This window comes from Modestobacter sp. VKM Ac-2986, assembly GCF_026967795.1.
Taxonomy (GTDB): Bacteria; Actinomycetota; Actinomycetes; order Mycobacteriales; family Geodermatophilaceae; genus Modestobacter.
The window spans coordinates 274,711-299,917 of the sequence record NZ_JAPVBH010000003.1 but is presented as its reverse complement, the minus strand read 5'-3'; the positions used below and the strand labels follow the sequence as shown (position 1 = coordinate 299,917).

Annotated in this window: 21 protein-coding genes; 12 read left to right on the top strand and 9 right to left on the bottom strand. The window is 75.3% G+C overall.

Annotation, left to right across the window (positions count from 1 at the left end):
- Positions 1 to 11 precede the first annotated feature (11 nt).
- A complete protein-coding gene (locus O2W14_RS09305) occupies positions 12 to 1,802 on the bottom strand; it encodes a thiamine pyrophosphate-requiring protein (RefSeq protein WP_269175802.1) in 1,791 nt (596 codons plus the stop codon).
- A gap of 75 nt (positions 1,803 to 1,877) precedes the next feature.
- Here O2W14_RS09305 and O2W14_RS09300 point away from each other — a divergent pair, with 75 nt between their 5' ends.
- The 7 genes from O2W14_RS09300 (at position 1,878) to O2W14_RS09270 (ending at position 9,580) form a co-directional block, all read left to right on the top strand.
- The gene (locus O2W14_RS09300) at positions 1,878 to 2,387 is read left to right on the top strand and encodes a 2Fe-2S iron-sulfur cluster-binding protein (RefSeq protein ID WP_269175801.1); all 510 of its coding nucleotides are present in this window, start codon (positions 1,878 to 1,880) and stop codon (positions 2,385 to 2,387) included.
- Positions 2,384 to 3,400 carry an FAD binding domain-containing protein gene (locus tag O2W14_RS09295; protein WP_269175800.1) on the top strand — a complete coding sequence of 339 codons (1,017 nt, stop codon included), beginning with the start codon at positions 2,384 to 2,386 and terminating at the stop codon, positions 3,398 to 3,400. Before O2W14_RS09300 ends, O2W14_RS09295 begins: the two co-directional genes overlap by 4 nt.
- A complete protein-coding gene (locus O2W14_RS09290) occupies positions 3,397 to 5,490 on the top strand; it encodes a xanthine dehydrogenase family protein molybdopterin-binding subunit (RefSeq protein WP_269175799.1) in 2,094 nt (697 codons plus the stop codon). Before O2W14_RS09295 ends, O2W14_RS09290 begins: the two co-directional genes overlap by 4 nt.
- Before the next feature lie 106 nt (positions 5,491 to 5,596).
- Positions 5,597 to 7,165 (top strand): alpha/beta hydrolase fold domain-containing protein, encoded by a 1,569-nt coding sequence (locus O2W14_RS09285; protein ID WP_269175798.1) that lies wholly within the window; start codon positions 5,597 to 5,599, stop codon positions 7,163 to 7,165.
- Between the two features lie 86 nt (positions 7,166 to 7,251).
- Positions 7,252 to 8,775 carry an MFS transporter gene (locus O2W14_RS09280; RefSeq protein WP_269175797.1) on the top strand — a complete coding sequence of 508 codons (1,524 nt, stop codon included), beginning with the start codon at positions 7,252 to 7,254 and terminating at the stop codon, positions 8,773 to 8,775.
- Positions 8,776 to 8,849: 74 nt separating this feature from the next.
- Positions 8,850 to 9,080, top strand: a complete 231-nt coding sequence (locus O2W14_RS09275; protein ID WP_269175796.1) for a hypothetical protein — start codon at positions 8,850 to 8,852, stop codon at positions 9,078 to 9,080.
- 125 nt (positions 9,081 to 9,205) lie between these two features.
- On the top strand, positions 9,206 to 9,580 hold the full coding sequence (locus O2W14_RS09270; RefSeq protein WP_269175795.1) for a hypothetical protein: 375 nt from the start codon (positions 9,206 to 9,208) through the stop codon (positions 9,578 to 9,580).
- 21 nt (positions 9,581 to 9,601) lie between these two features.
- Here O2W14_RS09270 and O2W14_RS09265 read toward each other — a convergent pair whose 3' ends face one another.
- Positions 9,602 to 10,189, bottom strand: coding sequence for a hypothetical protein (locus O2W14_RS09265; RefSeq protein WP_269175794.1), 588 nt, complete (start codon positions 10,187 to 10,189; stop codon positions 9,602 to 9,604).
- Between the two features lie 40 nt (positions 10,190 to 10,229).
- Positions 10,230 to 11,693, bottom strand: coding sequence for a protein adenylyltransferase SelO (locus O2W14_RS09260; RefSeq protein WP_269175793.1), 1,464 nt, complete (start codon positions 11,691 to 11,693; stop codon positions 10,230 to 10,232).
- 198 nt (positions 11,694 to 11,891) lie between these two features.
- Here O2W14_RS09260 and O2W14_RS09255 point away from each other — a divergent pair, with 198 nt between their 5' ends.
- A complete protein-coding gene (locus O2W14_RS09255) occupies positions 11,892 to 13,175 on the top strand; it encodes an aldose epimerase family protein (protein WP_269175792.1) in 1,284 nt (427 codons plus the stop codon).
- Between the two features lie 42 nt (positions 13,176 to 13,217).
- Here the strand turns inward: O2W14_RS09255 and O2W14_RS09250 are convergent, their stop codons facing one another.
- The 6 genes from O2W14_RS09250 to O2W14_RS09225 all read right to left on the bottom strand — a co-directional run bounded on the left by O2W14_RS09250 (position 13,218) and on the right by O2W14_RS09225 (position 19,514).
- Positions 13,218 to 14,069: an ABC transporter permease gene (locus O2W14_RS09250; protein WP_269175791.1), complete on the bottom strand. Its 852-nt coding sequence runs from the start codon at positions 14,067 to 14,069 to the stop codon at positions 13,218 to 13,220.
- The gene (locus O2W14_RS09245; protein ID WP_269175790.1) at positions 14,066 to 15,025 is read right to left on the bottom strand and encodes an ABC transporter ATP-binding protein; all 960 of its coding nucleotides are present in this window, start codon (positions 15,023 to 15,025) and stop codon (positions 14,066 to 14,068) included. Before O2W14_RS09245 ends, O2W14_RS09250 begins: the two co-directional genes overlap by 4 nt.
- Positions 15,022 to 16,098, bottom strand: a complete 1,077-nt coding sequence (locus O2W14_RS09240) for a hypothetical protein (protein WP_269175789.1) — start codon at positions 16,096 to 16,098, stop codon at positions 15,022 to 15,024. Before O2W14_RS09240 ends, O2W14_RS09245 begins: the two co-directional genes overlap by 4 nt.
- On the bottom strand, positions 16,082 to 16,591 hold the full coding sequence (locus O2W14_RS09235) for a sigma-70 family RNA polymerase sigma factor (RefSeq protein WP_269175788.1): 510 nt from the start codon (positions 16,589 to 16,591) through the stop codon (positions 16,082 to 16,084). The genes O2W14_RS09240 and O2W14_RS09235 overlap by 17 nt, the downstream gene beginning before the upstream one ends.
- A gap of 139 nt (positions 16,592 to 16,730) precedes the next feature.
- A complete protein-coding gene (locus O2W14_RS09230) occupies positions 16,731 to 18,911 on the bottom strand; it encodes an MMPL family transporter (protein WP_269175787.1) in 2,181 nt (726 codons plus the stop codon).
- Positions 18,912 to 18,914: 3 nt separating this feature from the next.
- Positions 18,915 to 19,514, bottom strand: a complete 600-nt coding sequence (locus O2W14_RS09225) for a TetR/AcrR family transcriptional regulator (protein WP_269175786.1) — start codon at positions 19,512 to 19,514, stop codon at positions 18,915 to 18,917.
- Positions 19,515 to 19,723: 209 nt separating this feature from the next.
- Between O2W14_RS09225 and O2W14_RS09220 the strand changes: the two genes are divergently transcribed.
- From O2W14_RS09220 to O2W14_RS09205, 4 genes are all read left to right on the top strand, one after another.
- Entirely contained in the window at positions 19,724 to 20,545 is an 822-nt protein-coding gene (locus O2W14_RS09220; protein WP_269175785.1) for an oxidoreductase, read from the top strand.
- 149 nt (positions 20,546 to 20,694) lie between these two features.
- Positions 20,695 to 21,909: an MFS transporter gene (locus O2W14_RS09215; protein WP_269175784.1), complete on the top strand. Its 1,215-nt coding sequence runs from the start codon at positions 20,695 to 20,697 to the stop codon at positions 21,907 to 21,909.
- Between the two features lie 3 nt (positions 21,910 to 21,912).
- Complete coding sequence (locus tag O2W14_RS09210) at positions 21,913 to 22,593, top strand: FadR/GntR family transcriptional regulator (protein ID WP_269175783.1); 681 nt, start codon at positions 21,913 to 21,915, stop codon at positions 22,591 to 22,593.
- A gap of 328 nt (positions 22,594 to 22,921) precedes the next feature.
- Positions 22,922 to 25,057, top strand: a complete 2,136-nt coding sequence (locus tag O2W14_RS09205) for a DEAD/DEAH box helicase (RefSeq protein WP_269175782.1) — start codon at positions 22,922 to 22,924, stop codon at positions 25,055 to 25,057.
- The last annotated feature ends 150 nt before the right edge of the window (positions 25,058 to 25,207 follow it).

Sequence of the window (25,207 nt, the reverse complement as noted above, 5' to 3'; positions counted from 1 at the left end):
CCGTAGGGGGCTCAGGGCTGCCGGCGGGCCTCCTGCTCCGCGTAGGTGCCCAGCAGCTCGCGTGCGCCGGCGCCCGCCGCGCCCTCCTGGTCGATGCCGGCCCGGAAGGAGTCCAGCTTCGACTCCCCGGCGGGGAAGGGCGGCAGCAGCGGGACGTCGGGGTCGGTGAGCACCTCCAGGACGACGGGCCGGTCGGCGGACAGGGCGCGGTCCCAGGCGGCGCCGAGCTCCTCGGCATCGGTGACCCGGATGCCGGTGAGGCCCAGCAGGTCGGCGTAGGCGGCATAGGGGAAGTCGGGCAGCGTCTGGCTGTCGTCGAAGCGCGGGTCGCCCTCCATCTCCCGCTGCTCCCACGTCACCTCGGCCAGGTCGCGGTTGTGCAGCACGCAGACGACGAAGCGCGGGTCGGCCCACTGCCGCCAGCGGTGCGCGACCGTGACCAGCTCGGCGTTGCCCAGCATCTGCATCGCGCCGTCACCGCTGAGCACCACCACCGGCCGCTCCGGGGCGGCGAGCTTCGCGGCGATCCCGTAGGGCACCGAGCAGCCCATCGACGCCAGCGTGGACGACAGGTGGGCCGGTACACCGCGGGGCAGCCGCAGCTGCCGGGCGTACCAGTAGACCGACGAGCCGACGTCCACGGCGACCTGCGCATCGGCCGGCAGCCGGGGCGACAGCTCGGCTACCACCCGCTCGGGGTTGACCGGCGACGCCGGGGTCGCGGCCCGCTCGGCGGACAGCTCGTGCCAGTCGCGGACGGCGCCGGTGACCTCGTCCCGCCAGCTCGTGTCGGCGCGCTCGGTCAGCAGCGGGAGCAGGGCGCGCAGCGTGCCGGCGGCGTCACCGTGGAGCCCCACCTCGATGGGGTACCGGTTGCCGAGGTTGCGGCCGTCGAGGTCGACCTGGACGGCGCGGGCCTGGTCGGGCGCCGGGTAGAACTCTGTCCACGGGTCGTTCGTACCGACCAGCAGCAGGGTGTCGCAGCCGCCGAGCAGGTGACCGCTGGCGGTGGTGCCCAGGTGGCCCATCACCCCTGCGGCGTTCGGCAGGTCGTCGTCGACGTACGGCTTGCCCAGCAGGCTCGTGGTGATCCCGGCCCCGAGCCGTTCGGCGACCGCGACGACCTCTTCCTGCGCTGCGCGCGCGCCCTGCCCGACCATGATCGCGACCTTGCGGCCGGCGTTCAGCACCTCCGCCGCGGCGCGCAGGTCGTCGTCCGTCGGGAGCACGCGGGCCGGCCGCCACACCGGGGCGGTGACCACCACGCCGTGCGACTGCTCGGGCTCCGGCGCCGGCAGCTGCTGGACGTCGTGCGGGAGGACGACGACGCAGGGCGAGCGGGTCGCCAGCGCGGTGCGCACCGCCCGGTCGAGCACCATCGGCAGCTGCTCGGGCGAGGTGACGGTCTGGGCGAACTGTGCGGCGACGTCCTTCACCAGGGACAACAGGTCGATCTCCTGCTGGTAGGCGGACCCCAGCACCGACCGCTCCTGCTGGCCCATGATCGCCACCACCGGCACCGAGTCGAGCTTGGCGTCGTACAGCCCGTTGAGCAGGTGCACCGCACCGGGGCCCTGGGTGGACAGCACCACCCCGACCCCGCCGGTGTACTTGGCGTGGGCGACGGCCATGAAGGCGGCGGCCTCCTCGTGCCGGGCCTGCACGAACTGCGGGTCACCGGCCCGGCGCAGCGCACCGAGCAGGGCGTTGACGCCGTCCCCGGAGTACCCGAACACCCGGGGCACGCCCCAGGCGCGCAGTCGTTCCACGACGAGGTCGGCCACCAGCCGCTGCGCTGCCATGCCGCGGGGCTACCCGGCTCGCCGACGGGCACGCCTGCGTTTGGGCTGACCCTCCGCGCGGGCACCGCGCGGTCCATGGACGCCGAGGTGACCCTGACCGTCGACGGGACGCGGCATCAGCTGCCCGTCGACACCCGCACCACGCTGCTGGACCTGATGCGCGAGCGGCTGGGGGTCACGAGCCCGAAGAAGGGCTGCGACCACGGCCAGTGCGGCGCATGCACGGTGCTGCTGGACGGCCAGCGGCAGCTGCCCTGCCTGGCCCTGGCCGTCGCCCACGACGGCGCGGAGATCACCACCGCCGACGGGCTGGCCCCGGCCGGCGAGCTGCACCCGGTGCAGCAGGCCTTCCTGGACAACGACGCCTTCCAGTGCGGCTACTGCACGCCGGGGCAGATCTGCTCGGCGGTCGGGGTGATCGACGAGGTGTCCCGCGGCTGGCCCAGCCACGCCACCGCCGACCTCACCGGTGAGGTCGAGCTGAGCCACGACGAGGTCGCCGAGCGGATGAGCGGCAACCTCTGCCGGTGCGCCGCCTACGTGAACATCGTCCCCGCGGTGCAGCAGGCCGGGGGCGCGCGGTGAAGCCGTTCGCCTACGCCCGCCCGGCCGACGTCGCCGAGGCCGTGCGGGACGTCGCCGCCGAGCCCACCGCGGTCTTCCTGGCCGGCGGCACCAACCTCGTCGACCACCTCAAGCTGGGCGTGGCCCGGCCCGACCTGGTCGTCGACGTCCGCACGCTCACCTCCCGCGAGGTCACGGACCTCCCCGACGGCGGCCTGCGGCTGGGCGCGGCGTCGACCAACAGCGAGGTCGCCGCCGACCGCCGCGTGCTGGAGCGCTACCCGGTGCTCGCCCAGGCGCTGCTGGCCGGCGCGACCGGGCAGCTGCGCAACACCGCCACCACCGGCGGCAACCCGCTGCAGCGCACCCGCTGCGTGTACTTCGGCGACGTCACCACGCCGTGCAACAAGCGCGAGCCGGGCAGTGGCTGCAGCGCCGTCGGCGGCTACACCCGCTACCACGCCGTCCTCGGCACGACGGCCGCGCTGCCGGACCCCACGGCGGCGGAGACCTGCATCGCCACCCACCCCTCGGACATGGCGGTGGCGCTGGCGGCCCTCGACGCGCAGGTGCAGGTGCTCGGTCCGACGGGCGAGCGGACGATCCCGTTCACCGAGCTGCACCGGCTGCCCGGCGACGACCCGTCCAAGGACACGACCCTCGACCACGGCGAGCTGATCACCGCGATCGACCTCCCACCCCTGCTGGCGGGCACCCGGTCGGCCTACCGCAAGGTCCGCGACCGGGCCTCCTACGCCTTCGCGCTGGTCTCGGTGGCGGCGGTCGTCAGCGGCACCGACGTGCGGATCGCCCTCGGCGGCGTCGCGCACAAGCCGTGGCGGGCCACCCGCGCCGAGGAGCTGCTGCGCGGGGCCGAGCTCACCGGGCACGCCGTCCGCACCGCGATGGACGCCGAGCTGGCCGCCGCCCAGCCGCAGCCCGGCGAAGGCGGCGGCAACGGCTTCAAGATCCCGCTGGTCAACCGCACGGTGGTCGCCACCCTGCGCGAGCTCACCCCGGAGGCCTCCGCATGACCGAGCTCCTCGAACCCCGCGCGATGGGGCAGTCACTCGTCCGCCGCGACGGCGTGGACAAGGTGCGCGGCACGGCCACCTACGCCTACGAGACCGACGTCGAGCACCCGGTGTTCTGCCACCCGGTGCAGGCGACGATCGCGCTGGGCCGGGTGACGGCGATGGACACCGCCGCGGCCGAGGCCCTCGACGGCGTGCTGGCGGTGCTCACCCCGTTCAACGCCGAGCGGCTGGCCTCGACCGAGGACGTCGAGTACGCCGTCCTGCAGTCGACCGAGGTGGCCTTCCGCGGGCAGTTGATCGGGGTGGTCGTCGCCGAGACCTCCGAGCTGGCCCGGGAGGTGGCCGACGGGATCACGGTGACCTACGCCGAGCAGCAGCACGACAGCGTGCTGCGCACCGACCACCCGGGCCTGTACGCACCCGAGCAGGTGAACGCCGGGCACCCGACCGACACCGCCGAGGGCGACGTCGATGCTGCGCTGGCCGCGGCCGAGGTGCGCATCGACCACACCTACGAGACGCAGATGCTGCACAACAACCCGATCGAGCCGCACGCCACCACGGCGCTGTGGGACCCGGGTGCCGAGGTGCCGCTGACCCTGTGGGACTCCACCCAGGGCGTGCACCCCGACCGGGCCGCGGTCAGCCAGGTGTTCGGCCTGGAGGAGGAGCAGGTGCGGGTGGTCTGCCCCTACGTCGGCGGCGGCTTCGGCTCCAAGGGCAACCCGCACGCCAACGTCATGCTGGCCACCATGGCCGCCCGGGCGCTGCCCGGCCGGCCGGTGAAGCTGGCCCTGACCCGGCAGCAGATGTTCTTCCTCACCGGCTACCGCACGCCCACGATCCAGCGGATGCAGCTGGGCGCGGACTCCCGCGGCCGGCTGTCGGCGATCGCGATCGACGTCGTCGAGCAGACGTCGAAGGTCAAGGAGTTCGCGGAGCAGACCGGGGTCCCGGCCCGGATGATGTACGCCTCGCCCAACCGCCGCTCCACCCACCGGCTCGCGCCGCTGGACGTGCCGATCCCGTCGTGGATGCGGGCCCCGGGGGAGTGCCCGGGCATGTTCGGCCCCGAGGTGGCGATGGACGAGCTGGCCGAGGCCCTGGGCATGGACCCGGTCCGGCTGCGCATCCTCAACGAGCCGGAGGTCGACCCGGACACCAAGAAGCCGTGGTCGAGCCGGCACCTGGTCGAGTGCCTGCGTGAGGGCGCCGAGCGCTTCGGCTGGGACACCCGAGGGCCCGGTCGCCGCCGCGAGGGCGACTGGCTGGTCGGCCACGGGGTCGCCTCCTCGGTCTACCCGACCATGCGGCAGGCCACGTCGACCGCGGCCATCCGGTACAGGGGTGGGCGGTACGTCGTGGAGATCGGCGCCGCCGACCTGGGCACCGGCGCGTGGACCGTGCTGCCGCAGATCGCCGCCGACGCCCTCGGGGTGGACGTCGCCGACGTCGACGTCGCGATCGGCGACACCCGGTACCCGATCGCCTCGGTGGCCGGCGGCTCGTCGGGCACCAACACCTGGGGATCGGCGATCGTGCAGGCCGCCCGGGAGTTCCGCGGGAAGTACGGCACCGACCCCCGTGACGGCGACGAGGCCTCCGGCGACGTCGACCAGGCCACGATGGACGACGCGCACGCCGCCTACGCCTTCGGCGCCCAGTTCACCGAGGTGCGGGTGAACGCCGACACCGGGGAGATCCGGGTGCCGCGGCTGATCGGCGTCTTCGCCGCGGGCCGGATCATCAACCCGCGCACCGCCCGCTCACAGCTCATCGGCGGCATGACCATGGGCCTGTCGATGGCGCTGCACGAGAACAGCGTCTTCGACACCCGCGTCGGCCAGGTCGCCAACCACGACCTGGCCGAGTACCACATCACCGTCAACGCCGACGTGCAGCAGATCGAGGCGCACTGGCTCGACGAGCACGACCCGCACGTCAACGCCATGGGCGCCAAGGGCATCGGCGAGATCGGCATCACCGGGACGGCGGCGTCGGTGGTCAACGCCGTCCGGCATGCCACCGGCGTCCGGGTGCGCGGCCTGCCGGTGACGCTGGACAAGGTGCTGGCCGGGCTGGAGTGAGCCCCGTCCGGTGTGTGGTCGTGCGCCACCGGGTAGGGCGCGAGGGAGTCCGACCGGCGTCGCGCCCCCGCGCGCGCCGGACGCCTGAGCACCCGAGGAGCGCCCCGTGGCCCTGAGCTACCCCACCCTGCCCGGCGACATCGACCACCTGATCGCCGACGACCACGCCGTCGTCGAGCGGCAGTTCCAGCACCTGGAGGCCGGGCGCGGCAACCGCCGCGTGCTGGTCGACCAGATCACCACCGAACTGTCGATGCACGCCTTCGCCGAGGAGACCGTCCTCTACCCGATCTGGAAGGAGATCGGGATGGAGGAGGAGAACCACGACGCGACCGGTGAGCACCAGCAGATCAAGGACCTGCTCGTCACCCTGGGCGACACCCAGCCCGGCGAGCCGGCGTTCGAGGGCGCGCTCACCGAGCTGATGGCCGTCGTCCGGCACCACGTGGCCGACGAGGAGGGCCAGGAGCTCCCCGAGTTCCGGTCCAAGGTCGGTGCCGAGCGGATGGCCTCCCTCGGCGAGGACTTCCTCACCGCCAAGCGCCGCGGCCCCACGAACCCGCACCCGGCCGCCCCCAACGGCGGCATCAAGGAGAAGATCGCCGGCGCCCTGGCTGCGCCGGTCGACCTGATCCGGGACCGCCTCTCCGGCGCCGACGCCGAGGCGGCCACCGACGCCAGTGGGCTGCTCAACGCCGAGGCGCAGGCGATCGTCGACGCGCACGCCTCGCTGCGCCCGCTGCCCTTCGAGACGCTGACGCCCAAGGAGGCCCGCAAGCAGCCCGGCCCGGACGACGCGGTCAAGAAGGTCATGGCCGACCGCGGCCTGGAGGGCCCCGAGCCCGTCGGCTCCGTGCAGGACCTGTCGATCCCCGACGGCGCGGGCGGCACCCAGACGCTGCGCGTCTACACCCCGGCCAACCCGGCAGTCGGCCGGCTGCCGGTCATCATGTGGATCCACGGCGGCGGGTGGGTGCTGTTCGACATCGACACCTACGACGCCTCGTGCCGGGCGCTGTCGAACAAGACCGGCGCGATCATCGTCTCGCCCGACTACCGGCGCGCCCCCGAGGCCGTGTTCCCGGCCTCGCACGACGACGTGGTCACCGCCTGGCGCTGGCTGGTGCTCAACGCCGCCGAGATGGGCGGGGACCCGGCGCGGATGGCGATCGGTGGTGAGTCCGTCGGCGGCAACATGGCCGCCGCGACCAGCCTGCAGCTGGCGCAGGCCGACGAGCCGATGCCGCGCGCGCAGGTGCTCGTCTACCCGCTGACCACCGGTGAGCAGTTCGGGGAGTCGATGGAGGACGCCGCCGACGGGCGCCCGCTGAACCGTCCGCTGCTGTCCTGGATGGCGATGCACGCCTTCATGGGCAAGCCGGATGCGGCCACCGACCCGCGCATCGCGCTGCTGGACTGGACGGCCGAGCAGCGCGCGGTCATGCCGCCCACGCTCGTCATCACCGACGAGCGCGACGTGCTGCGCAGCCAGGGCCAGCAGTTCGCCACCGACCTGGAGGCGGCCGGCGTGGAGACCACCCACCGCTACTTCCCGGGCGTGATGCACGAGTTCTTCGGCGCCTCGGCCGTGCTGGCGGAGGCCGAGCAGGCCCAGCAGGACGCCGCCGCGCACTTCCGGGCGGCGTTCGACCGTCCCGCCGCCGCAGCGGTGTGACCCCTCGCCGGCCCCTGCAGCACGCAGGGGCCGGCGAGCTCCCGACCACGAACGGCCCTCCCGGGCACGACCCGAGAGGGACACCGGTGACCAGCACTACGCACGACCAGCAGGACGCGCCCGCGGGCGCGGACCCCAAGCGCTGGCAGGCGCTGTGGGTGACCCTCGTCGTCGGCTTCATGTCCCTGCTCGACGTCAGCATCGTGTCGGTCGCGCTGCCCTCCCTGCAGCAGAGCCTGGGCGCGTCGCCGGCGACGGTGCAGTGGGTGGTGTCGGGCTACGCGCTGGCCTTCGGCATCGCCCTGGTCCCGGCCGGCCGGCTCGGGGACGCCTTCGGCCGCCGCCGGCTGTTCCTCATCGGCCTGGTCGCCTTCGTCGTCTGCAGCGCTGCCGCCGGTGCGGCGCCGTCCGTCGGGTGGCTGATCGCTGCCCGGCTCCTCCAGGGCGTCGCAGCCGGCGTCCTGGCCCCGCAGAACTCGGCGCTGATCCAGCAGCTGTTCCGCGGGCCCGAGCGTGGGCGTGCGTTCGGCTTCTTCGGCGCGACGGTCGGCATCTCCACCGCCGTCGGGCCGGTGGTCGGCGGCACGCTGCTGGCGCTGGCCTCCGGTCCGGACGGCTGGCGGTGGATCTTCTACGTCAACGTGCCGATCGGCGTGGTGGCCTTCGTGCTCGCCCTCCGCCTCATCCCCGCGCGGGAGAGCAGCGGGCACGGGCGGATCGACGTCCCCGGTGTGCTGCTGCTGGGCACCGGCGCGCTGGCGCTGCTGTTCCCGCTGGTGCAGGCCGAGTCCGGCGGCCTCGTCCGGTTCTGGTGGTGCTTCCCGCTGGGCGTCGTGCTGCTGGTGGCCTTCCTCCGGTGGGAGCAGCGGGTGGTGCGGGCCGGCAAGGACCCGGTCTTCGACCCGCGGCTGGTCACCCGCACCCGCGGTTACGCACCCGGCCTGGCGCTGGGCACCGTCTACTTCATCGGCTTCAGCGGCATCTGGCTGACCTTCGCGCTGTACTTCCAGACCGGGCTGGGCTGGACGCCGCTGCAGTCCGGGCTCGCCGTGACGCCGTTCGCGGTGGGCTCGGCGTCGGCCGCGGTGGTCGCCGGCCGGCTGGTCGAGCGGTACGGCCGGGCGCTGACGGTGCTGGGCCTGGCCGGCGTCTCGGTCGGGCTGACCGCGACGGCCGTCGTCGTGGCCACCGTGCCGCCGGGGTCGATCGGCTGGGCGATCGTCCCGACCCTGCTGCTGGCCGGTGTCGGCGGCGGGTTCGTCATCTCGCCCAACGTGACCCTCACCCTGCGCGACGTCCCGGTGGAGATGGCCGGCTCGGCGGGCGGTGCGCTGCAGACCCTCCAGCGGTTCGGTGGCGCCATCGGCACCGCGGCACTGCCGGGCCTGTTCTACCTGGTGCTCGCCCACACCGACCAGCGCTACTCGTGGGCCGCCGCAGCCGCCCTGGGCGTGGCCGTGCTGGGAGCGCTGGCCGCGCTCGCGATCGGCGTCCTGGACTGGCGGCACGACCGCCGGGACGACGCGCGGCAGGCGCAGCGGGCACCAGAGGACGCCGGCTCCGGCCGTGCGCACGTCGAGTTCCACGGCAGCCACGCCGCCCACCCCTGAGCTGCGTGCGTGCGGGCCGCCGCGACCGGGCATGGGCCTTGAGTCCGACCACCCGCCGTACAGCAGGAGCACCCGTGTCCCTCTCCACCCGACCCGCCCGCTGGCGCGCCGCCCTGGTGGGCGTCGCCCTGGCCGCGTCCACCCTCCTGACCGCATGCGGGGGCGACGGCGAGCAGCCTGCCGACGACGCACCGGCCTCGACCCAGCAGGGCGACGACGGGCAGGACGACAGCCAAGACGGCGACGAGGACGACGGCCAGGGCGGCAACGAGGACGAGGACGAGCAGGACGAGGACGAGGGCTGACCGGTCCTGGCCGCCGCGGGTGTCGGCGGGGGTCGTGCGGGTAGCGGGAGGGAGCCGCCGTCCGCCGACCCTGCTCCGGCGGGGCGCGGCTGGGAGCGCGGCCCACCCGAGAGCAGGGACAGCGCATGAGGGCACGCCGCACCAGCACCGGCCACCGGGTCACCCGGCTGGTCGCCGTCCCCGGGGCGCTGTGGGGGGCGGCGATGCTGCTGCGGCCCGGTGAGGTCACCCGGCTGGTCTGCGGCGGTGGGCCGGCGCCGGACTCCTGGATCGTCCGGCTGCTCGGCGCCCGGCTGGTGGTCCAGCACGTGGTCACCCTGGTGCACCCGACCCGGACCGTCGTCCTGGCCGGTGCCGGCATCGACCTGCTGCACGCCTCGAGCATGGTGCTGGCCCGCGGGCGCTGGCCCGGCCACGCCCGCCCGATCTGGGTCAGCGGCACCACCTCGGTCGGCTCGGCGCTGGTCGGTGTGCTGAGCGCCCCCACCGCACAGCGCTGAGGCGCCGGGCGGGGCGGGCGGTCAGCCGCCCGACGTGTCGGTCTGGTCGGCCGCGCGCTGGTGGTCGATCTCGGCGAGCACCGTCTTCCGGTGCCGCCCCAGCCTCTCGGCCTTCTCGGCGCGGTCGAGCTGGGAGTCCCCGTGCATCTCCCGCACCTTCTCCCGCGCCTCCGGAGCCGGTGCGTCGACCAGCTCGGCGGCCTTGCGGGCCTCCTTCGCCGCGTCGGTGTTGGGCACGTGCTGGCCCTCGCCGTGCCGCTTGGCGGCGTCGGTGGCCTGCTGCTCCTCAGGGCTGAGCAGCGCCCAGGCCGCGTCGGGCAGGTAGCGGGCGGTCTCGTGCTCGCCGCGCTCGGCGGTGTCGCCGTCGGCGGTGTGCCAGTCCTGCGCCGTCCACTCCGACAGGTGCTGCTGGGCCTCGGTGCGCTCGCCGTCGTGCACGTAGCCGCCGCCCTGGGCCTCGTACTCGGTGGCCAGCAGCTGGCTCTTGCGCGCGCTCCACTGGCCCGGCCGGCCGCCCTTGTCACCGGCCTTGAGCTCCTCCTTGAGCCGGGCGCGCAGTTCGGGCTCGGTGTAGTCGGCCGCGTAGTCGTCCGCGCTCTTCCCGCTCATGGGCGTGCCGGTACCCCGGGCCGGCGCCGGTCACGCGGGCTCAGGTGCCGCAGAACGTCCGGTAGGCACCGAAGTCGACCGGCGCGGGGGCCGCGTACCGCTCCCGCCCGGGGCGGGCGGTGAACGGGTCGGTCACCGCGGCCAGCAGGTCGTGCAGCGGGGCGAGGTCGCCGGCGGTCGCGGCGGTCAGCGCCTCCTCGACCAGGTGGTTGCGCGGGACGTACACGGGGTTCACCCGGTCCATCGCGTCGGCGTCCGGGCCCGCCGCGCGCCAGGTGGCCAGCCACGCGTCGAACCCGGCCAGGTCGAGGAACAGGTCCCGGGCCGGCGCGACGTCCCCGCGGGCCGCACCGGCCAGGGCGCGGCAGAACGAGGTGAGGTCGACGTGGTCGGCGTGCAGCAGGGTCAGCAGCTGCTGGACCAGGGCGATGGTCACGTCGTCGTCCAGCCCGTCGGGCAGGCCGAGCTTGGCCGCCCAGCCGGCGGTGAGGGCCGCGACGTACTGCGGGCGGAACCGCTCCAGCGCCGGCACCGCGAGCGCGACCGCGGCCTCCTGGTCCTCGGCCAGCAGCGGCAGCAGCGCCTCGGCCAGCCGGGCCAGGTTCCACTCGGTGACCACCGGCTGGTTGCCGTAGGCGTACCGGCCACCGGTGTCGATCGAGCTGTAGACCGTCGCCGGGTCGTAGGCGTCGAGGAAGGCGCACGGCCCGTAGTCGATGGTCTCCCCGGAGATCGTCACGTTGTCGGTGTTGAGCACCCCGTGCACGAAGCCGACGAGCATCCACTGCGCCACCAGCTGCGCCTGCGCCGAGACGACGGACTCGTACAGCGCCAGGTACGGCTGCTCGGCGTCCGCGGCGGCCGGGTGGTGCCGGGCGATGGCCACGTCGGCCAGCCGGCGCAGCAGGTCGACGTCGCCGCCCGCCGCCGCGTACTGGAAGCTGCCCACCCGCAGGTGGCTGCCCGCCACCCGGGCCAGCACGGCGCCGGGCAGCGGGGTCTCGCGCTGCACCGTGCGCCCGGTGGCCACCACCGCCAGCGAGCGGGTGGTGGGGATGCCCAGGGCGGCCATCGCCTCGCTCACCACGTACTCGCGCAGCATCGGGCCGACCGCGGCCAGCCCGTCGCCGCCGCGGGCGAACGGGGTGCGCCCGGAGCCCTTCAGGTGCAGGTCGCGCACCCGCCCGGCCGGGTCGGTGAGCTCACCGAGCAGCAGCGCCCGGCCGTCGCCCAGCCGCGGGTTGAACCCGCCGAACTGGTGCCCGGCGTAGGCCATCGCGACCGGGGTGGCCCCGGCGGGCACGGCGGTGCCGGTCAGCAGCGCGACGCCGTCCGGGCCGCGCAGTTGCGCGGGGTCGAGGCCGAGCTCGGCGGCCAGCGGCTCGTTGAGCACCAGCAACGTCGGGTCGGGGGTCTCCGCGGCCTGCCAGGGGACGGCCATCTCCGGCAGCGCGCGGGCGAAGGAGTCGCCGAGGACGACGGTCTCGTGCGGTGCGACGGTCACCCCTCCCAGGGTACGAGCGTGGCCGCTCCGGGGCCGTCGTCACCGGTTGACAGTGTTCCGCCGGTCTCCCTACGGTCGGGGCGTTCGAGGACTGCACGTGGGCACGACCCCCTGCACAGCTCCTGGTACGGGGACCGTCGTGCCCGGCCGCCGCGCGAGAACGCCGGTGGACCCATGTACGAGGACGACGGAGTCCCCATGCCCGAGCACCCCACCTCGCACGTCCCCCCGGTAGAGCCCACCGGGACCCCGGTCCGGAGGCGGCGCTGGCCCTTCCTCGCCGGGCCCGCCGTGGCCCTGGCCGGCGTCGGCCTGCTCGCCGGCACCCTGGTCTCCCCGGCCGGCGCCACCGGTGGCGGCACCGACCCGGGCCACCCCGGTCACCCCGGGGGTCCTGCGACCGCCACCGTCGAGCCCTTCGGCACCGCCCCCGACGGCACCCCCGTCGAGCGCTGGACGCTCACCAACGGCGGCGTGACGATGCGCGTGCTGACCTACGGCGGCATCATCCAGACCCTCGAGGTGCCCGACCGCTGGGGGCAGGCGGAGAACGTCGTCCTCGGCTTCCCCGACGTGGCCGGCTACGCCGCCGACACCGACCCCTACTTCGGCTCGATCATCGGCCGGTACGGCAACCGGATCGCCGCCGGCGCGTTCGAGCTGGACGGCGCGAGCTACCAGCTGCCGCTCAACGACGGCCCCAACACGCTGCACGGCGGACCCGAGGGGTTCGACGACCGGGTGTGGGCGGCGAAGCCGGTCGGCGGCGAGGGCGAGGCGGCCCTGCAGCTGGACCTGGTCAGCCCGGCCGGCGACCAGGGCTTCCCGGGCACGCTCACCACCACCGTGACCTACCGGCTGGACGCCGAGGGCGCGCTCACCGTGCACTACCGCGCGACCACCGACGCCCCGACGGTGGTCAACCTGACCCAGCACTCGTACTTCAACCTGGCCGGGGAGGGCTCGGGGACGATCTACGACCACGAGCTGCAGATCGCCGCCAGCGGCTACACCCCGGTCGACGAGACGCTCATCCCCACCGGTGAGGTCGCCCCGGTCGAGGGCACCCCGTTCGACTTCCGCACGCCGGTGGCGATCGGTGAGCGGATCCGGCAGGCCGACCAGCAGCTGCTGTACGGCCAGGGCTACGACCACAACTGGGCCCTCGACCGGGAGGACGACGGGGACCGGGAGGGCTCGGACGCCGAGGACGGGCTGGAGAAGGCGGCGGTGCTGCACGACCCGGACAGCGGCCGCACGATGACCGTCTCCACCACCGAGCCGGGCCTGCAGTTCTACTCCGGCAACTTCCTCGACGGGACGCTCGTGGGCACCGGCGGGGGCGCCTACCGGCAGGGCGACGGGCTGGCGCTGGAGACCCAGCACTTCCCGGACTCCCCGAACCAGCCGGAGTTCCCGTCCACGGAGCTGCGCCCGGGCGAGGTGTACGACTCCACCACGGTGTTCGAGTTCGACGACTGAGCTCCTGCCCCCGCGTGCCCGGCCGGGCACGCGGGGGCTCGCTCAGAGGTCGCGGCGGCTGAACGCCAGCGCGGCCAGCCCGCCCACCATGAGCACCCAGACCGCGGCCCAGCCCAGGTAGGCCGGGCTGAGCGCGGTCTGGCTCAGGAAGGGGAAGGCCCCGGCCTCCGCGCCGCCACCGAACTGCACCAGCGCCGAGGGGTCCTGGAAGGCGTGCATCGCCCCGCGCCACAGCCCGTCGGTGGGCAGCAGCACCCGGGACACGGTGCCGACCCGCTCCACGGAGTCGTTGCCCAGGCCGGCGCCGATGCCGCCGACCACCCCGGCCACCCAGGTCGTGCAGAACAGCCCGACGGCGACCACGCCCGAGGCCATCGGGGAGATCGCCGTGGACAGCAGCACGGTGAGGGTGAGCAGGACGACGGTCTGCGCGGCGAGCAGGCCGAGCGCGACAGCCGGGTCGGGGGGCCAGTAGCCGACGGTGGCCTGCACGACGAGCAGTTCGGCGAGGCCGGCGACCACGACGAAGCCGGCGCCGAAGGCGACCAGCCCGGTGAGCTTCCCCAGCAGGAACGCCCAGCGCTGCACCGGCCGGGCCAGCACGGCCAGCGCGATTCCGGACTCGGTCTCCCCGGCCAGCGTCGGGCCGGCCAGGAACGCGGTGCCCAGCGCGGCGATGAGGCTGAAGCCGAACATCACCAGGTTCAGCACCACCGAGGCGGTCAGCCGGGCCTCGCCGCTGGTGAGCCCCTCGGCGGCCAGCCGGGAGAAGCCCCAGGCGCTCAGCGCCAGCAGCAGCACGGTGAGCACGGCCAGCGCCAGCAGCACCCGCCGCCGGGTCGCCTCGCGCAGGGTGAGCGCCGCGACGGTGACGACGGTGCCCGCCGCGCTCACCGGGCGCCCTCGCGGAGGATGCCGAGCAGGCGCTCCTCGAGGCTGATCCGCACCGGCTCGACCGCGTGCACCCGCACCCCGAGGGCGACCAGGTCCCCGACCAGGTCGGGCACCGCCGTCCCGGTGTCCTCGGCAGGCAGCGCGACGGTGAACCACTCGCCCTCGCGCTCGACCGGGCCGGCTGCGGCCAGCCGCTCGGCCGCCCCGGCGGGCAGGTCGGTCAGGTGCAGCTTGACCTCCCGCTGGCCGAGCAGCTCGGCCAGCGTCCCGGCGGCGGCGACCCGGCCGCGGTCGAGGATGACGACCCGGTCGCAGACCCGCTCGACCTCGCCGATCAGGTGCGAGTTGAGCAGCACCGCGACGCCGCGCTCGCGCAGCGCCAGCACGATGTCGCGGACGTCGACCCGGCCGAGGGGGTCCAGCGCGCTGGTCGGCTCGTCGAGCACCACCAGCTCGGGCTCGGCGACCAGGGCGACGGCCAGCCCCAGGCGCTGCTGCATGCCCTTGGAGAACCCGCCCAGCCGGTCGCCGGCCCGGTCGGCCAGCCCCACCAGCGCCAGGCACTCGCGCTGCCGCGCCGTGCCGACGGCCACGCCGGACAGCCGCACGTGCAGCGCCAGCACCTCGGCCGGGGTCAGCCAGGGCTGGTAGCGGAACAGCTCGGGCAGGTACCCCACCCGGGCCCGGGACGACGGGCGGCGGGCGTCCTGCCCCAGCAGCAGCACCTCACCGGCGTCGGGCCGCACCAGGCCGAGCAGCATCTTGATCACCGAGGTCTTGCCCGCGCCGTTGGGGCCGAGCAGCCCGACCACCTCGCCGCGGCCGACCTCCAGCGACACGTCGCTGACCGCCTGCTGCCTGCCGTACCGCTTGCGCAGCCCCGAGCACCAGACGGCCGGCCCGGGCGGCAGGTCGGCCAGCAGCGCGGTGGCGCCGGCCGGTCCTGCTGCCGTCACCGCAGCTCCCGGGCGACCTCGAGCACCTCGTCGGGGTCCAGCGACCCGGCCACGACGGTCACCGTGCCCTCGGACACCCACACCACGGCCGACAGCAGCCCGTCGCGGGTCTCCAGCACCGTGGCCGGCACGCCGTCCACGTCGGTGGCCGAGGTGGTCACCCGGTCGGCGGGCACCGGCAGGGGCAGGGTGCCGCCGTCGGCGGTGAAGGTGGCCAGCTGCGCCGCCACGTCGTCGGGCAGGCCGGGCAGCGAGAGCAGGTGGTCCCGCAGCGTGTCGAACGGGACGCCGGAGGAGGACGCGGTCGGGGCGACGGCGCGGCCGACCACCAGGCCGGGCACGCCGGTGCGGGACTCGAAGACCTGGGCCACGCCGGGACCGGCGACCAGCTGGACGGCGCTGCCGTCCAGCCCGGCCGGGGTCGGCGGCAGCGGCTCGCCGGCGGCCGCGGCCGACGCGGCGGCCCGGTCGGCGGAGTACGTGAACGTGGCGGTCACCTGGTCACCCACCTGGTAGGTGGGGGAGCCGGTGATCCCGTCGGGCAGCTCGGCCACCTCCGGGACGGACAGGCCGCTCTCGGCCGCAGCGGTGGCGGCGTCGGTCACGGCGTGCACGTCGGGCTCACCGCTGACCACCAGGTCGCCGTAACCGGTGAGGTCCGGCAGCGCGACGAGGTCGGCGGTGTCGAAGGCGACCGGCTGGACGGCCTCGGTGCGGAACACCGGCAGCCAGTCGTTGGCGGCCGCGGTGCCCGCACCGGCCAGCACGACGCCGACGGCGACGGTGGCCACGACCGGGCGGCGGAAGAGCTCCCGGGAGCGCCGGGTGCGGGCCCGGGCCGGGCGCGGGGCGTCGGCGGCCAGGCCGGTGGTCAGCCGTTGCCAGGCGGCCGGCAGCTCGGCGTCCGGGCCCCCGGTGTCCAGCGCGGCGTGCACGGTGGCGGCGTCCTCGCGGGCGGTGGCCAGGCCGGCCAGGCAGGTGGCGCAGTCGGCGACGTGGCTGCGGTCGGCGTCGGAGACGCCGGCGGGCTCGTCGACGAGCCGGCGCAGCACGCCCTCAGTCGGATGACGCATGACGGACCATCTCCTTGCGCAGGGCGGACTCGGCGCGGCGGACGGTGGTGCCGACGCTGCCGGGGGACATGTCGAGGGCCGCGGCCACCTCGGCGTAGGACAGGCCGCTGTGCCGCAGCACCAGGGCCACGGCCTGCTTCTGCGGCAGCCGGGCGAGACCGGCGCGCACCCGGGCGCGGTCCTCGGCGGTGAGCACCGCCTCGGCCACGTCGGGGGCGACGGTGTCGGCGGTCGCGGCCACCGCCACCTCCCGGGAGGTGCGGCGGCGGCCCGAGCGGATGGTGTTCAGCGCGGTGTGGGCGGCGGCCACCGCGAGCCAGCCGGTGGCCTCGCCGGCGGGCACCGACGTCCGGTTGAAGGCGAGGAAGACCTCCTGGGCGACGTCCTCGGCCTCGTCGCGCGAGCCGAGGACGCGGGCGGCGACGCCGACGACCCGCTGGTAGTCGCGGCGGAACACCTCGGCCAGGTCACCCCGCACCGCCGCGTCCGTCACCGCACCACCTTCTCGCGCCGGGCGCCGCGCGCGGACCGCGAGGTCCACCACGACGCCCGGTCGCCCCTGCCCGACGAGGTCCATGCCCACAGAGCACCGCCGCGGCCGGGGATGTGACACCCCGGCCGCGGTACGCCCCTCAGCGGGCGCCGGCGCCCACCGGCTCGGCGGTCGCGGCGGTGCGGTGCTCCAGCGCGGAGCCCTCGACGTCGAGCCGGGGGAGCCAGCGCAGCCAGCGCGGCAGCCACCACGCCCGCTCGCCCAGCAGCGCCAGCGCGGCGGGCACGACGACCATCCGGACGACGAAGGCGTCGACCAGGATCCCGGTGGCCAGCGCGAAGGCGATGGTCTTGATCGTGGCCTCGTCGCCGGTGAAGAACCCGGCGAACACCGAGAACATGATCAGCGCGGCGGCGACCACGACCGGGGCCGCCTGGCGGAAGCCGGTGCGCACGGCCTCCAGCGCCGGGGTGCCGTGGCTGTGCGCCTCGTGCATCCGGGACACCAGGAAGATCTGGTAGTCCATCGCCAGCCCGAACAGGATCCCGATGACCAGGATCGGGGCCAGGCTCAGCAGCGGCCCGGTGCTCGGCACGCCGATCGCGTCGGCCAGCCAGCCCCACTGGAAGACCGCGGTGGTCGCGCCGAGCGAGGCGCCGATGGTGAGCAGGAAGCCCAGCACGCCGATCAGCGGCACCAGCAGCGAGCGGAACACCAGCACCAGCAGGACCAGCGCCAGGCCGACGACGAGCACCAGGTAGACCGGCAGGGCGGCGTCCAGGGACTCCGAGACGTCGACGCTGACCGCGGTGGACCCGGTGACGTAGGCGTCCACGCCCTCGACCCCGGCGAGCTGGGCGCGCAGGTCGGCGACCAGCGTCTCGGTGGCCTCGGTCGAGGGCCCGGACTCCGGGACCACGGTGAGCAGCGCCGCGGTGCCGTCGGCGTTCGGCACCGGCGGGGTCACCACGACCACGTCGGTCAGGCCGGCGATCGCCCCGCTGGCGCCCGCGGCGGCCTCGGCCGCGCCGGCGCCCTGGAAGAGCACGGTCAGCGGGCCGTTGAAGCCCTCGCCGAAGCCCTCGGCCAGCAACTGCTCGGCGCGGCCCTGGGTGCTGTCCTCGGGCAGGGCCTGCACCAGCGTCGTCCGCATCGAGAAGAACGGGACGGCGACCAGGCCGAGGGCGACCACCGCGGTCAGCAGGGCGACCACCCGGTGCCGGGTGACGGCGGTGACCCAGCCGGCGAGGAAGCCGCGGCCGCGGGCCGGGGCGTCGCCGGTCTCCGCCGGGGCGTGGCGCAGCTTCCTCGGCAGGGCGCGGCGGCCCAGGAAGGCCAGGACCGCGGGCACCAGGGTGAGCGCGACGAGGACGGCGACGACGATCGTGCCGGCCGCGGCGATGCCCATCTGGGTGAGGAACGGGATCCCCACCACGGCCAGCCCGACGAGCGCGATGACCACGGTGAGCCCGGCGGTGACCACGGCCGAGCCGGCGGTGCCCACGGCGGTGGCGACCGCGGTGCCGACGTCGGCGCCGCGGCGCAGCTCCTGCCGGTAGCGGCTGATGATGAACAGCGCGTAGTCGATGCCGACGGCCAGGCCGAGCATGCCGGCCAGCGCCGAGGTGGTCGAGTTCAGGTCCAGGAAGCCGGTGGCGATGGTGATGCCCATGATGCCGACGCCGACCCCGATGACCGCGGTCAGCAGGTTCATCCCGGCGGTCACCAGCGTGCCGTAGGTGATGGCCAGGATGACCAGGGCGACCACGACGCCGACGGCCTCGCCGGCACCGCCGACGCCCACGGCCTCGGTGAGCGCCTCGCCGCCGATCTCGACGGTGAGGCGGGTGGCGCGCGCGGAGTCCACGGCGGCCACGAGGGCGTCCTGCTCCTCGACGGTGACCCCGCCGACGGGCTCGGTGTAGGCGACGGTGCTGTAGGCGACGGTCTGGTCGGCGTTGACCGCGGGCGCGGCCGGGTCCAGCGGGTTGCTCGCGGACACCACGCCGGGCAGCTGGGCGAGGTCGGCGACCAGGTCGGTCAGGGCCGCGGCGTTCGGGCCCGCGGTCAGCGGGGAGCCGTCGGGGGACTGCACGACCACCCGGGCGGTGGCCCCGGTGCCGCCGGCGCCGAAGTCGCGCTCGATCAGCGACAGCGCGGTCGTCGACTCCTGGCCGGGGATGGAGAAGGTGTTCGAGGTGGTGCCGGCCAGCGTGGCCGCACCCACCCCGCCGCCGACGAGGACCACGAGCCAGACCAGCACGACGGCCAGCCGGTGCCGGTGCGAGAGCGCACCGAGTCGGGACAACAACAGAGCCATGGGTCAGGCCTCCACCTGGTCGGGGCTGGACGTGTCGGTGCTCGGGCGGCGGTGGCCGAGCGCGTCGGTGCAGGCGGCGACCACGAAGGGCCGCCACTGGGTGGTCTGGGAGTGCCGGGCGGCGGCGAGGGACAGGACGGCCATGGCGGCCAGCGCCCCGACGACCCGGACCACCCGTTCGGTGTCGGCGGTCGCGGGGTCGACGCCGAAGGCGCGCAGCGCGGCCTCGCCGGCGCCGGTCGGGCCCTCGTCGGAGCCGTCGTCCCCACCCCGGGTGACCGGGTCGAGCATCAGGGCGATCAGGCCGGGGTGGGCCAGCGCGACGTCGGTCAGCGCCTCCACGGCTCGGCGGTCACGCTCGGGCCCGAGCGGCAGGTGCTCCACCAGGTCGACGACCTGCTGCCCGAGCGCGGTGGACTGGGCCAGCACGGCGGCGTGCAGGGCGTCCTTGCTGGGGAAGTGGTGCAGCAGCCCGGCCTTGGACAGCCCGACGGCGTCGGCGACGGCCTGCACCGAGGTGTGCGCGAACCCGTGCTGGGCGAACAGCGCCGCAGCCCGGTCGAGGATCTGGTCGTCGGCCTGCTGCCGGAACGCTCGGGTCACGGGTACGACCGTAGCCGCCTACCGACCACTTCGGTCGGTTGACCGACCAGATCGGTCGGTGGGTTCGCTCACACGGGTGGGGTCGTCCGGCCGGTCTCCCTCAGCTCCGCGGAGGTTCGCCGGCGCCGGGGCGGGCAGGGGAGAGCGTGCGGTGCCGGCCGGGAGGTCGGCGCCATCGAGAGCCCGTGCACCCCTGCGAGAGGAAGCCCATGTCCACCTGGCTCATCACCGGCTGCTCCACCGGCCTCGGCCGCGCGCTCGCCGAGGCGGTGCTGGCCGCCGGCCACGACGCCGTCGTCACCGCGCGCGACCAGGCCGCGGTCGCCGACCTGGCGGGCGAGCACGCGCTCACCGCGGCGCTCGACGTCACCGTCCCCGAGCAGGTCACCGACGTCGTCCGGCGCGCGGAGGAGCGGTTCGGCGGCATCGACGTCCTGGTCAACAACGCCGGCTACGGGTACCGCGCCGCGGTGGAGGAGGGCGACGACGCCGACGTCCGGGCGCTGTTCGACACCAACTTCTTCGGTGCGGTGGCGATGGTCAAGGCGGTGCTGCCGGGCATGCGGGCCCGCCGCTCCGGCGCGATCGTGAACATCTCCTCGATCGGCGCGCAGGTCACGCCGGTCGGGTCCGGGTACTACGCGGCGGCCAAGCTCGCGCTGGAGGGCATGACGGGGTCGCTGCGTGGCGAGCTGGCGCCGCTGGGCATCGCGGTGACCGCGGTGGAGCCCGGCGGGTTCCGCACCGACTTCGCCGGCCGCTCGCTGACCCAGGCGAGGACGCCGATCGCCGACTACGCCGAGACCGCCGGCAGGCGCCGCAAGGAGGTCGACACCGCCCACGGCACCCAGCCCGGCGACCCGGCCAGGGCGGCCACGGCCATCCTCACCGCGGTCGGGTCCCCGGAGCCCCCGGCGATGCTGCTGCTGGGCACCGACGCCCTCACGAGCTACCGCGAGGTCCTGCGGGCGCAGCTGGCCGAGGCCGACGCCTGGGCGGACCTGACCACCAGCACCGACTTCGACGCCTGAGCGACGCGGCAGGACGGTCGCGCCGGTGTCCCGGCCGGCCGTCCCTGCCGCGGCACGGCTGCCCCGCGCGGGACCCGGCCCGTCGGCCCTGCGCGGCGGGGCGAGCGGATTCATCCCATGATCCCATCTCCGTGTGGTCCACTGCTGCGGTGACCACCGCCACCACCGACGTCCGCGAGCAGCGCGGGGTGCTCGCCGCCGTCGTCCTCACCGCGCTGAACCTGCGCACCGCGGTGACCGGGTTCAGCGTCCTGCTCGGCACGGCGGGGGACGCGCTGCGCTTCGGTCAGCTGGTGGCCGGGGCGATCGGCACCATCGTCACCGCCTGCTTCGCGGTGTCCGCCTTCACCGCGCCGGCCCTGGTGCGCCGCCTGGGCCTGGAGCGCACCGCCGCCCTCGCGCTGATCGCCACCACCGCCGGGATCGTCCTGCGCGCGCTGGCCTGGTCGCCGGCGGCCCTGCTGGGCGCCTCGGTGCTGCTGTTCGCCGGCGTCGGGGCCTCCAACGTCGTGCTCATCCCGATCGTCAAGACCCACTTCCCGACCCGGGTGCGCACCCTCAGCACCGTCTACATGGTGCTGCTGCAGGTCGGGCAGCTCGTCGCCCCGCTGGTCACCCTGGCCCTGGCCACCGTCGCCGGCTGGCGGACGGCGTCGGGGGTGTGGGCGGTGTTCACCGCCGTCGCCGCGGTCCTGTGGGTGCAGGCCGCCCGCGACCGCGCGCCCGCCGGACCGGGTACGGCCCGCCCGGCCGGTCCCGGCGTGCACTGGCGCACGCCGCTGGCGCTGGGGCTGATCGGGCTGATGGCCATGACGTCGCTGCACGTCTACACGCTGATCACCTGGCTGCCCACGATGTACACCGACGCCGGGGTGGGGGAGACCTCGAGTGCGTTCTTGCTGTCCTGGTTCGCCGGCCTCGGGCTGCTGGCGGCCTTCGTCGTCCCCCCGCTGGCCGGGCGGCTGGCCAACCCCTACCCGGTGGTCGTGGTCTGCGCTGCGCTGATGGCCGTGGGCTACCTGGGCATGCTCACCGCCCCCGCGGGCGGCGCGTTCGGCTGGGCCACCGCCTTCGGCCTGGGCGTGAGCACCTTCCCGCTGACCCTGACCCTGATCGGCCTGCGCACCGCCGACGCCCCCGCGGCGTCGGCGCTGTCCGGGCTGGTGCAGGGCATCGGCTACGGGATCGGCTGCATCGGCCCGCTGGCCCTCGGCGCCCTGGACCAGGCGACCGGCAGCTGGCGGGCGACGTACCTGGTGCTGGCCGCCACGCTGCTGGTCACCCTGACCGCCGGCTGGTGGGCGTGCCGGCCGCAGTCCGCCGCGCGGGCCGCCGTGCCGGCCGGCACCTCCGGGCGGGGCTGACCGGTGACCGGGGACCGGACGCTGCGCCGCGCTGCACTGGGGACGCAGGTCGCGCAGCTGTTCCGCGACGAGGTGAGCAGCGGGCGGTGGCCGGTCGGCGGGCAGATCCCCACCGAGTCCGAGCTGGTCGGGTGGAGCGGCGCCGGCCGCAACACCGTGCGCGAGGCGATCGGCTCCCTGGTCGAGGCCGGCCTCCTCCGCCGGGAGCAGGGCCGCGGCACCTTCGTGCTCGCCACCTCCGACGTCCGCGCCTCGCTGGGCCGGCGGGTCGCGGCGACCTCCCGGCGGGACAGCCTGGAGCTGCGGCTGGCCCTGGACGCCGCCGCGGCCCGGATCGCCGCCGTCCGGCGCACCGACGACGACGCGCGCCGGCTGCAGGAGCTGCTGGCCGCCCGCCGGGACGCCTGGGCGCAGGGCGGCCCGGCCGACCGCGCCCGCGCCGACACCGCCCTGCACCGGGCCGTCGTCGCGGCCACCGGCAACGCGCTGCTCACCGAGGTCTACGAGGGGCTGCTCACGGTGTTCGAGGTGGTGCTCGACGACGACGTGCAGGGCGCCACCGACGACCTCGCCGAGCTGCACGACCAGCTCGTCGCCGCCGTCACCGACCGGGACCCCGACCGGGCCGCAGCCACGATGGCGGCCCTGCTGCAGCCGATGATCGACGACCTCGGGCCGGCCTGAGCCCGCCGCCCACCACCCGTGCGGGTCGGCCCGCCCGGCGTCGCCCGACCCGCGCCGGGTGGTGCGCGCTAGCATCGTGCCCAGCGCAGACCACGCGGCAGCCGCCTGATGACGGACACCCCGGCGTGGTCGCTGCCCCGTCACCGACCGGCGGCTCCGGTCTGCCGTCGTCGGCGGACCGCCGGGTCCCGGCCGTCACGGGTCCGGTCGCCGGTCGCTCCCCGGAGCGGCCACCGCGGTCGTGCCCGGACGACGTGCCGGCCGGCCCCGGCGGAGGGCGCGGCGCCCCGTTCCGGGGGCCGTGCCGGGCACGACAGAGGAGGAGTCCGTGGCTCGAACAGGCCAGCGTCAGACCGGCAACCGCCGGGGGCCGGCGCGCGAGAAGCGGCGCAGCCGCGAGCCCGCCGACGTCATGGCCGTGCTCGCCCGCGCCGTGCGCGAGGTCGAGGCCGCCGCCCAGCGCGGCCCGGTGACCCCCGGTGCGCGCGCGAAGTTCCAGGTCGTGGCGCTGCTGGTGCGCGAGGAGCACGCCCGGGTCAAGGCCGCCGCCGACCTGGGCGAGGCCCGCCGCGCCGAGCAGCTCAAGCGGCTGGACGGCATCGCCACCATCCTGGCCCGCACCGCGGTGCGCGACTCCGCGCTCTACGCCCTGCTGTCCGAGGACGCCGTCGTCCCCGAGTCCACGCACCGGCTCAAGCGCGAGATGCTGCGCGACGCCGGCATCGAGGTCGCCGACGAGCCCGAGGCCCCGGCCGAGCCGGCCGCCGCCGCGACGCCCACCGCCGCCCCCGAGCGGGTCGTGCCGCAGTCGGTCATCTCCCGGCAGCTGGCCAACCCCTTCCTCGCGCCGGACTTCTCCGCCGTCCCGCAGGCCCCGGCCCGGCCGCGCCGGCTGGCCGGCTGGGAGCTGCTCGGCCCGCTGCTGAGCTCTTTCGAGCGGGCCGGCGCCGGCGACCCGGCGTGCATGCCGCTGCCCTTCCCCACCTCGCGGTTCACCCCGATGGGCCTGGAGCTGATGGCCCACCAGGGGCAGCTGGTCGCCGCGGCCGCCGCCGGGCACCGCACCTTCCTGCTCGCCGACGAGCCCGGTCTGGGCAAGACCGCCCAGGCGCTGCTGGCCGCCGAGGCGGCCGGCGCCTACCCGCTGCTGGTCGTCGTGCCGAACGTGGTCAAGACCAACTGGGCGCGCGAGGCCGGCCGCTGGACCCCGCACCGCCGGGCCACCGTCATCAACGGCAACGGCGACACACTCGACGGGTTCGCCGACATCGTGGTCGTCAACTACGAGGTGCTCGACCGGCACGTGGGCTGGCTGGGCGACTTCGGCTTCCGCGGCATGGTCGTCGACGAGGCGCACTTCATCAAGAACCGCACGTCGCAGCGCTCGCAGCACGTGCTGGAGCTCTCCGAGCGGATCCGCACCCGCAGCCCGAAGCCGCTGCTGATGGCGCTGACCGGCACGCCGCTGATCAACGACATCGACGACTTCCGGGCCATCTGGCAGTTCCTCGGCTGGATCGACGACGGCAAGCCGCTGGACGGGCTGATGGACGCGCTGGAGGAGACCGCGCTGACCCCGGCCGACCACGGCTTCTACCCGGCCGCCCGCCGCTGCGTGATCGGGCAGGGCATCGTCCGGCGGCGCAAGGTCGACGTGGCGGCCGACATCCCGGCCCGCCGGATCGCCGACCTGCCCGTCGAGCTCGATGGGGCCGCCGGCCGGTCGATCCGCGCCGCCGAGCGCGAGCTGGCCCGCCGGCTGGTCAAGCGCTACGAGTCCGCGCTGGCCGCGCGCGAGTCGGCCACCGACGTCGAGGGCATCGACGAGTCCCTGGTGCGCCAGGTGGCCCGCTGGGAGCAGAAGGACGCGACCTCGGCCAAGGCCGGGGAGAACGTGTTCTCCATGATGCGGCGCATCGGTGAGGCCAAGGCGGGCCTGGCCGCCGACTACGCCGCGCAGCTGGCCCGCAGCGCCGGCAAGGTGGTGTTCTTCGCCAAGCACATCGACGTCATGGACACCGCCGAGGAGACCTTCACCAAGCAGGGCGTGCGGTTCTCCTCCATCCGCGGGGACCAGACGCCGGGCGCCCGCCAGCGCAACATCGACGCCTTCGTCAACGACCCCGACGTCGCCATCGCCGTGTGCTCGCTGACCTCGGCCGGGGTGGGGCTGAACCTGCAGGTCGCCTCCAACCTGGTGCTCGCCGAGCTGTCCTGGACCGACGCCGAGCAGACCCAGGCCATCGACCGGGCGCACCGGATCGGGCAGACCGAGCCGGTCACCGCGTGGCGGATCATCGCCGCGCAGACCATCGACGCACGGATCGCCGAGCTGATCGACAGCAAGGCCGGGCTGGCCGCCCGGGCGCTGGACGGCTCCGACGAGGAGGTCGGGTCCTCCGCCGACGTGCAGCACGAGGCGCTCGTCGCGCTGCTGACCGACGCCCTGGCCGCCCGGGTCTGAGCCGGCGGCGGGTCGCGGGCGCGACTCGCCGCCGGGGATTGTCACAGAACGGCAACGGTGGTTATCGTCAGCCGGTCCGGCCGGTCGGCACGTCCCCGCAGGGGAGCCCGCACACCCGCCGCAGCCGCCACCCGCCGGGTCGGCCCGGTT

What these genes read in the sequence shown, in the direction of transcription:
- O2W14_RS09305 (WP_269175802.1), bottom strand. Translation starts at nt 1,802, where the DNA reads ATGGCAGCGCAGCGGCTGGTGGCCGACCTCGTCGTGGAACGACTGCGC.
- O2W14_RS09300 (WP_269175801.1), top strand. Translation starts at nt 1,878, where the DNA reads ATGGACGCCGAGGTGACCCTGACCGTCGACGGGACGCGGCATCAGCTG.
- O2W14_RS09290 (WP_269175799.1), top strand. Translation starts at nt 3,397, where the DNA reads ATGACCGAGCTCCTCGAACCCCGCGCGATGGGGCAGTCACTCGTCCGC.
- O2W14_RS09270 (WP_269175795.1), top strand. Translation starts at nt 9,206, where the DNA reads ATGAGGGCACGCCGCACCAGCACCGGCCACCGGGTCACCCGGCTGGTC.
- O2W14_RS09265 (WP_269175794.1), bottom strand. Translation starts at nt 10,189, where the DNA reads ATGAGCGGGAAGAGCGCGGACGACTACGCGGCCGACTACACCGAGCCC.
- O2W14_RS09255 (WP_269175792.1), top strand. Translation starts at nt 11,892, where the DNA reads ATGCCCGAGCACCCCACCTCGCACGTCCCCCCGGTAGAGCCCACCGGG.
- O2W14_RS09240 (WP_269175789.1), bottom strand. Translation starts at nt 16,098, where the DNA reads ATGCGTCATCCGACTGAGGGCGTGCTGCGCCGGCTCGTCGACGAGCCC.
- O2W14_RS09230 (WP_269175787.1), bottom strand. Translation starts at nt 18,911, where the DNA reads ATGGCTCTGTTGTTGTCCCGACTCGGTGCGCTCTCGCACCGGCACCGG.
- O2W14_RS09220 (WP_269175785.1), top strand. Translation starts at nt 19,724, where the DNA reads ATGTCCACCTGGCTCATCACCGGCTGCTCCACCGGCCTCGGCCGCGCG.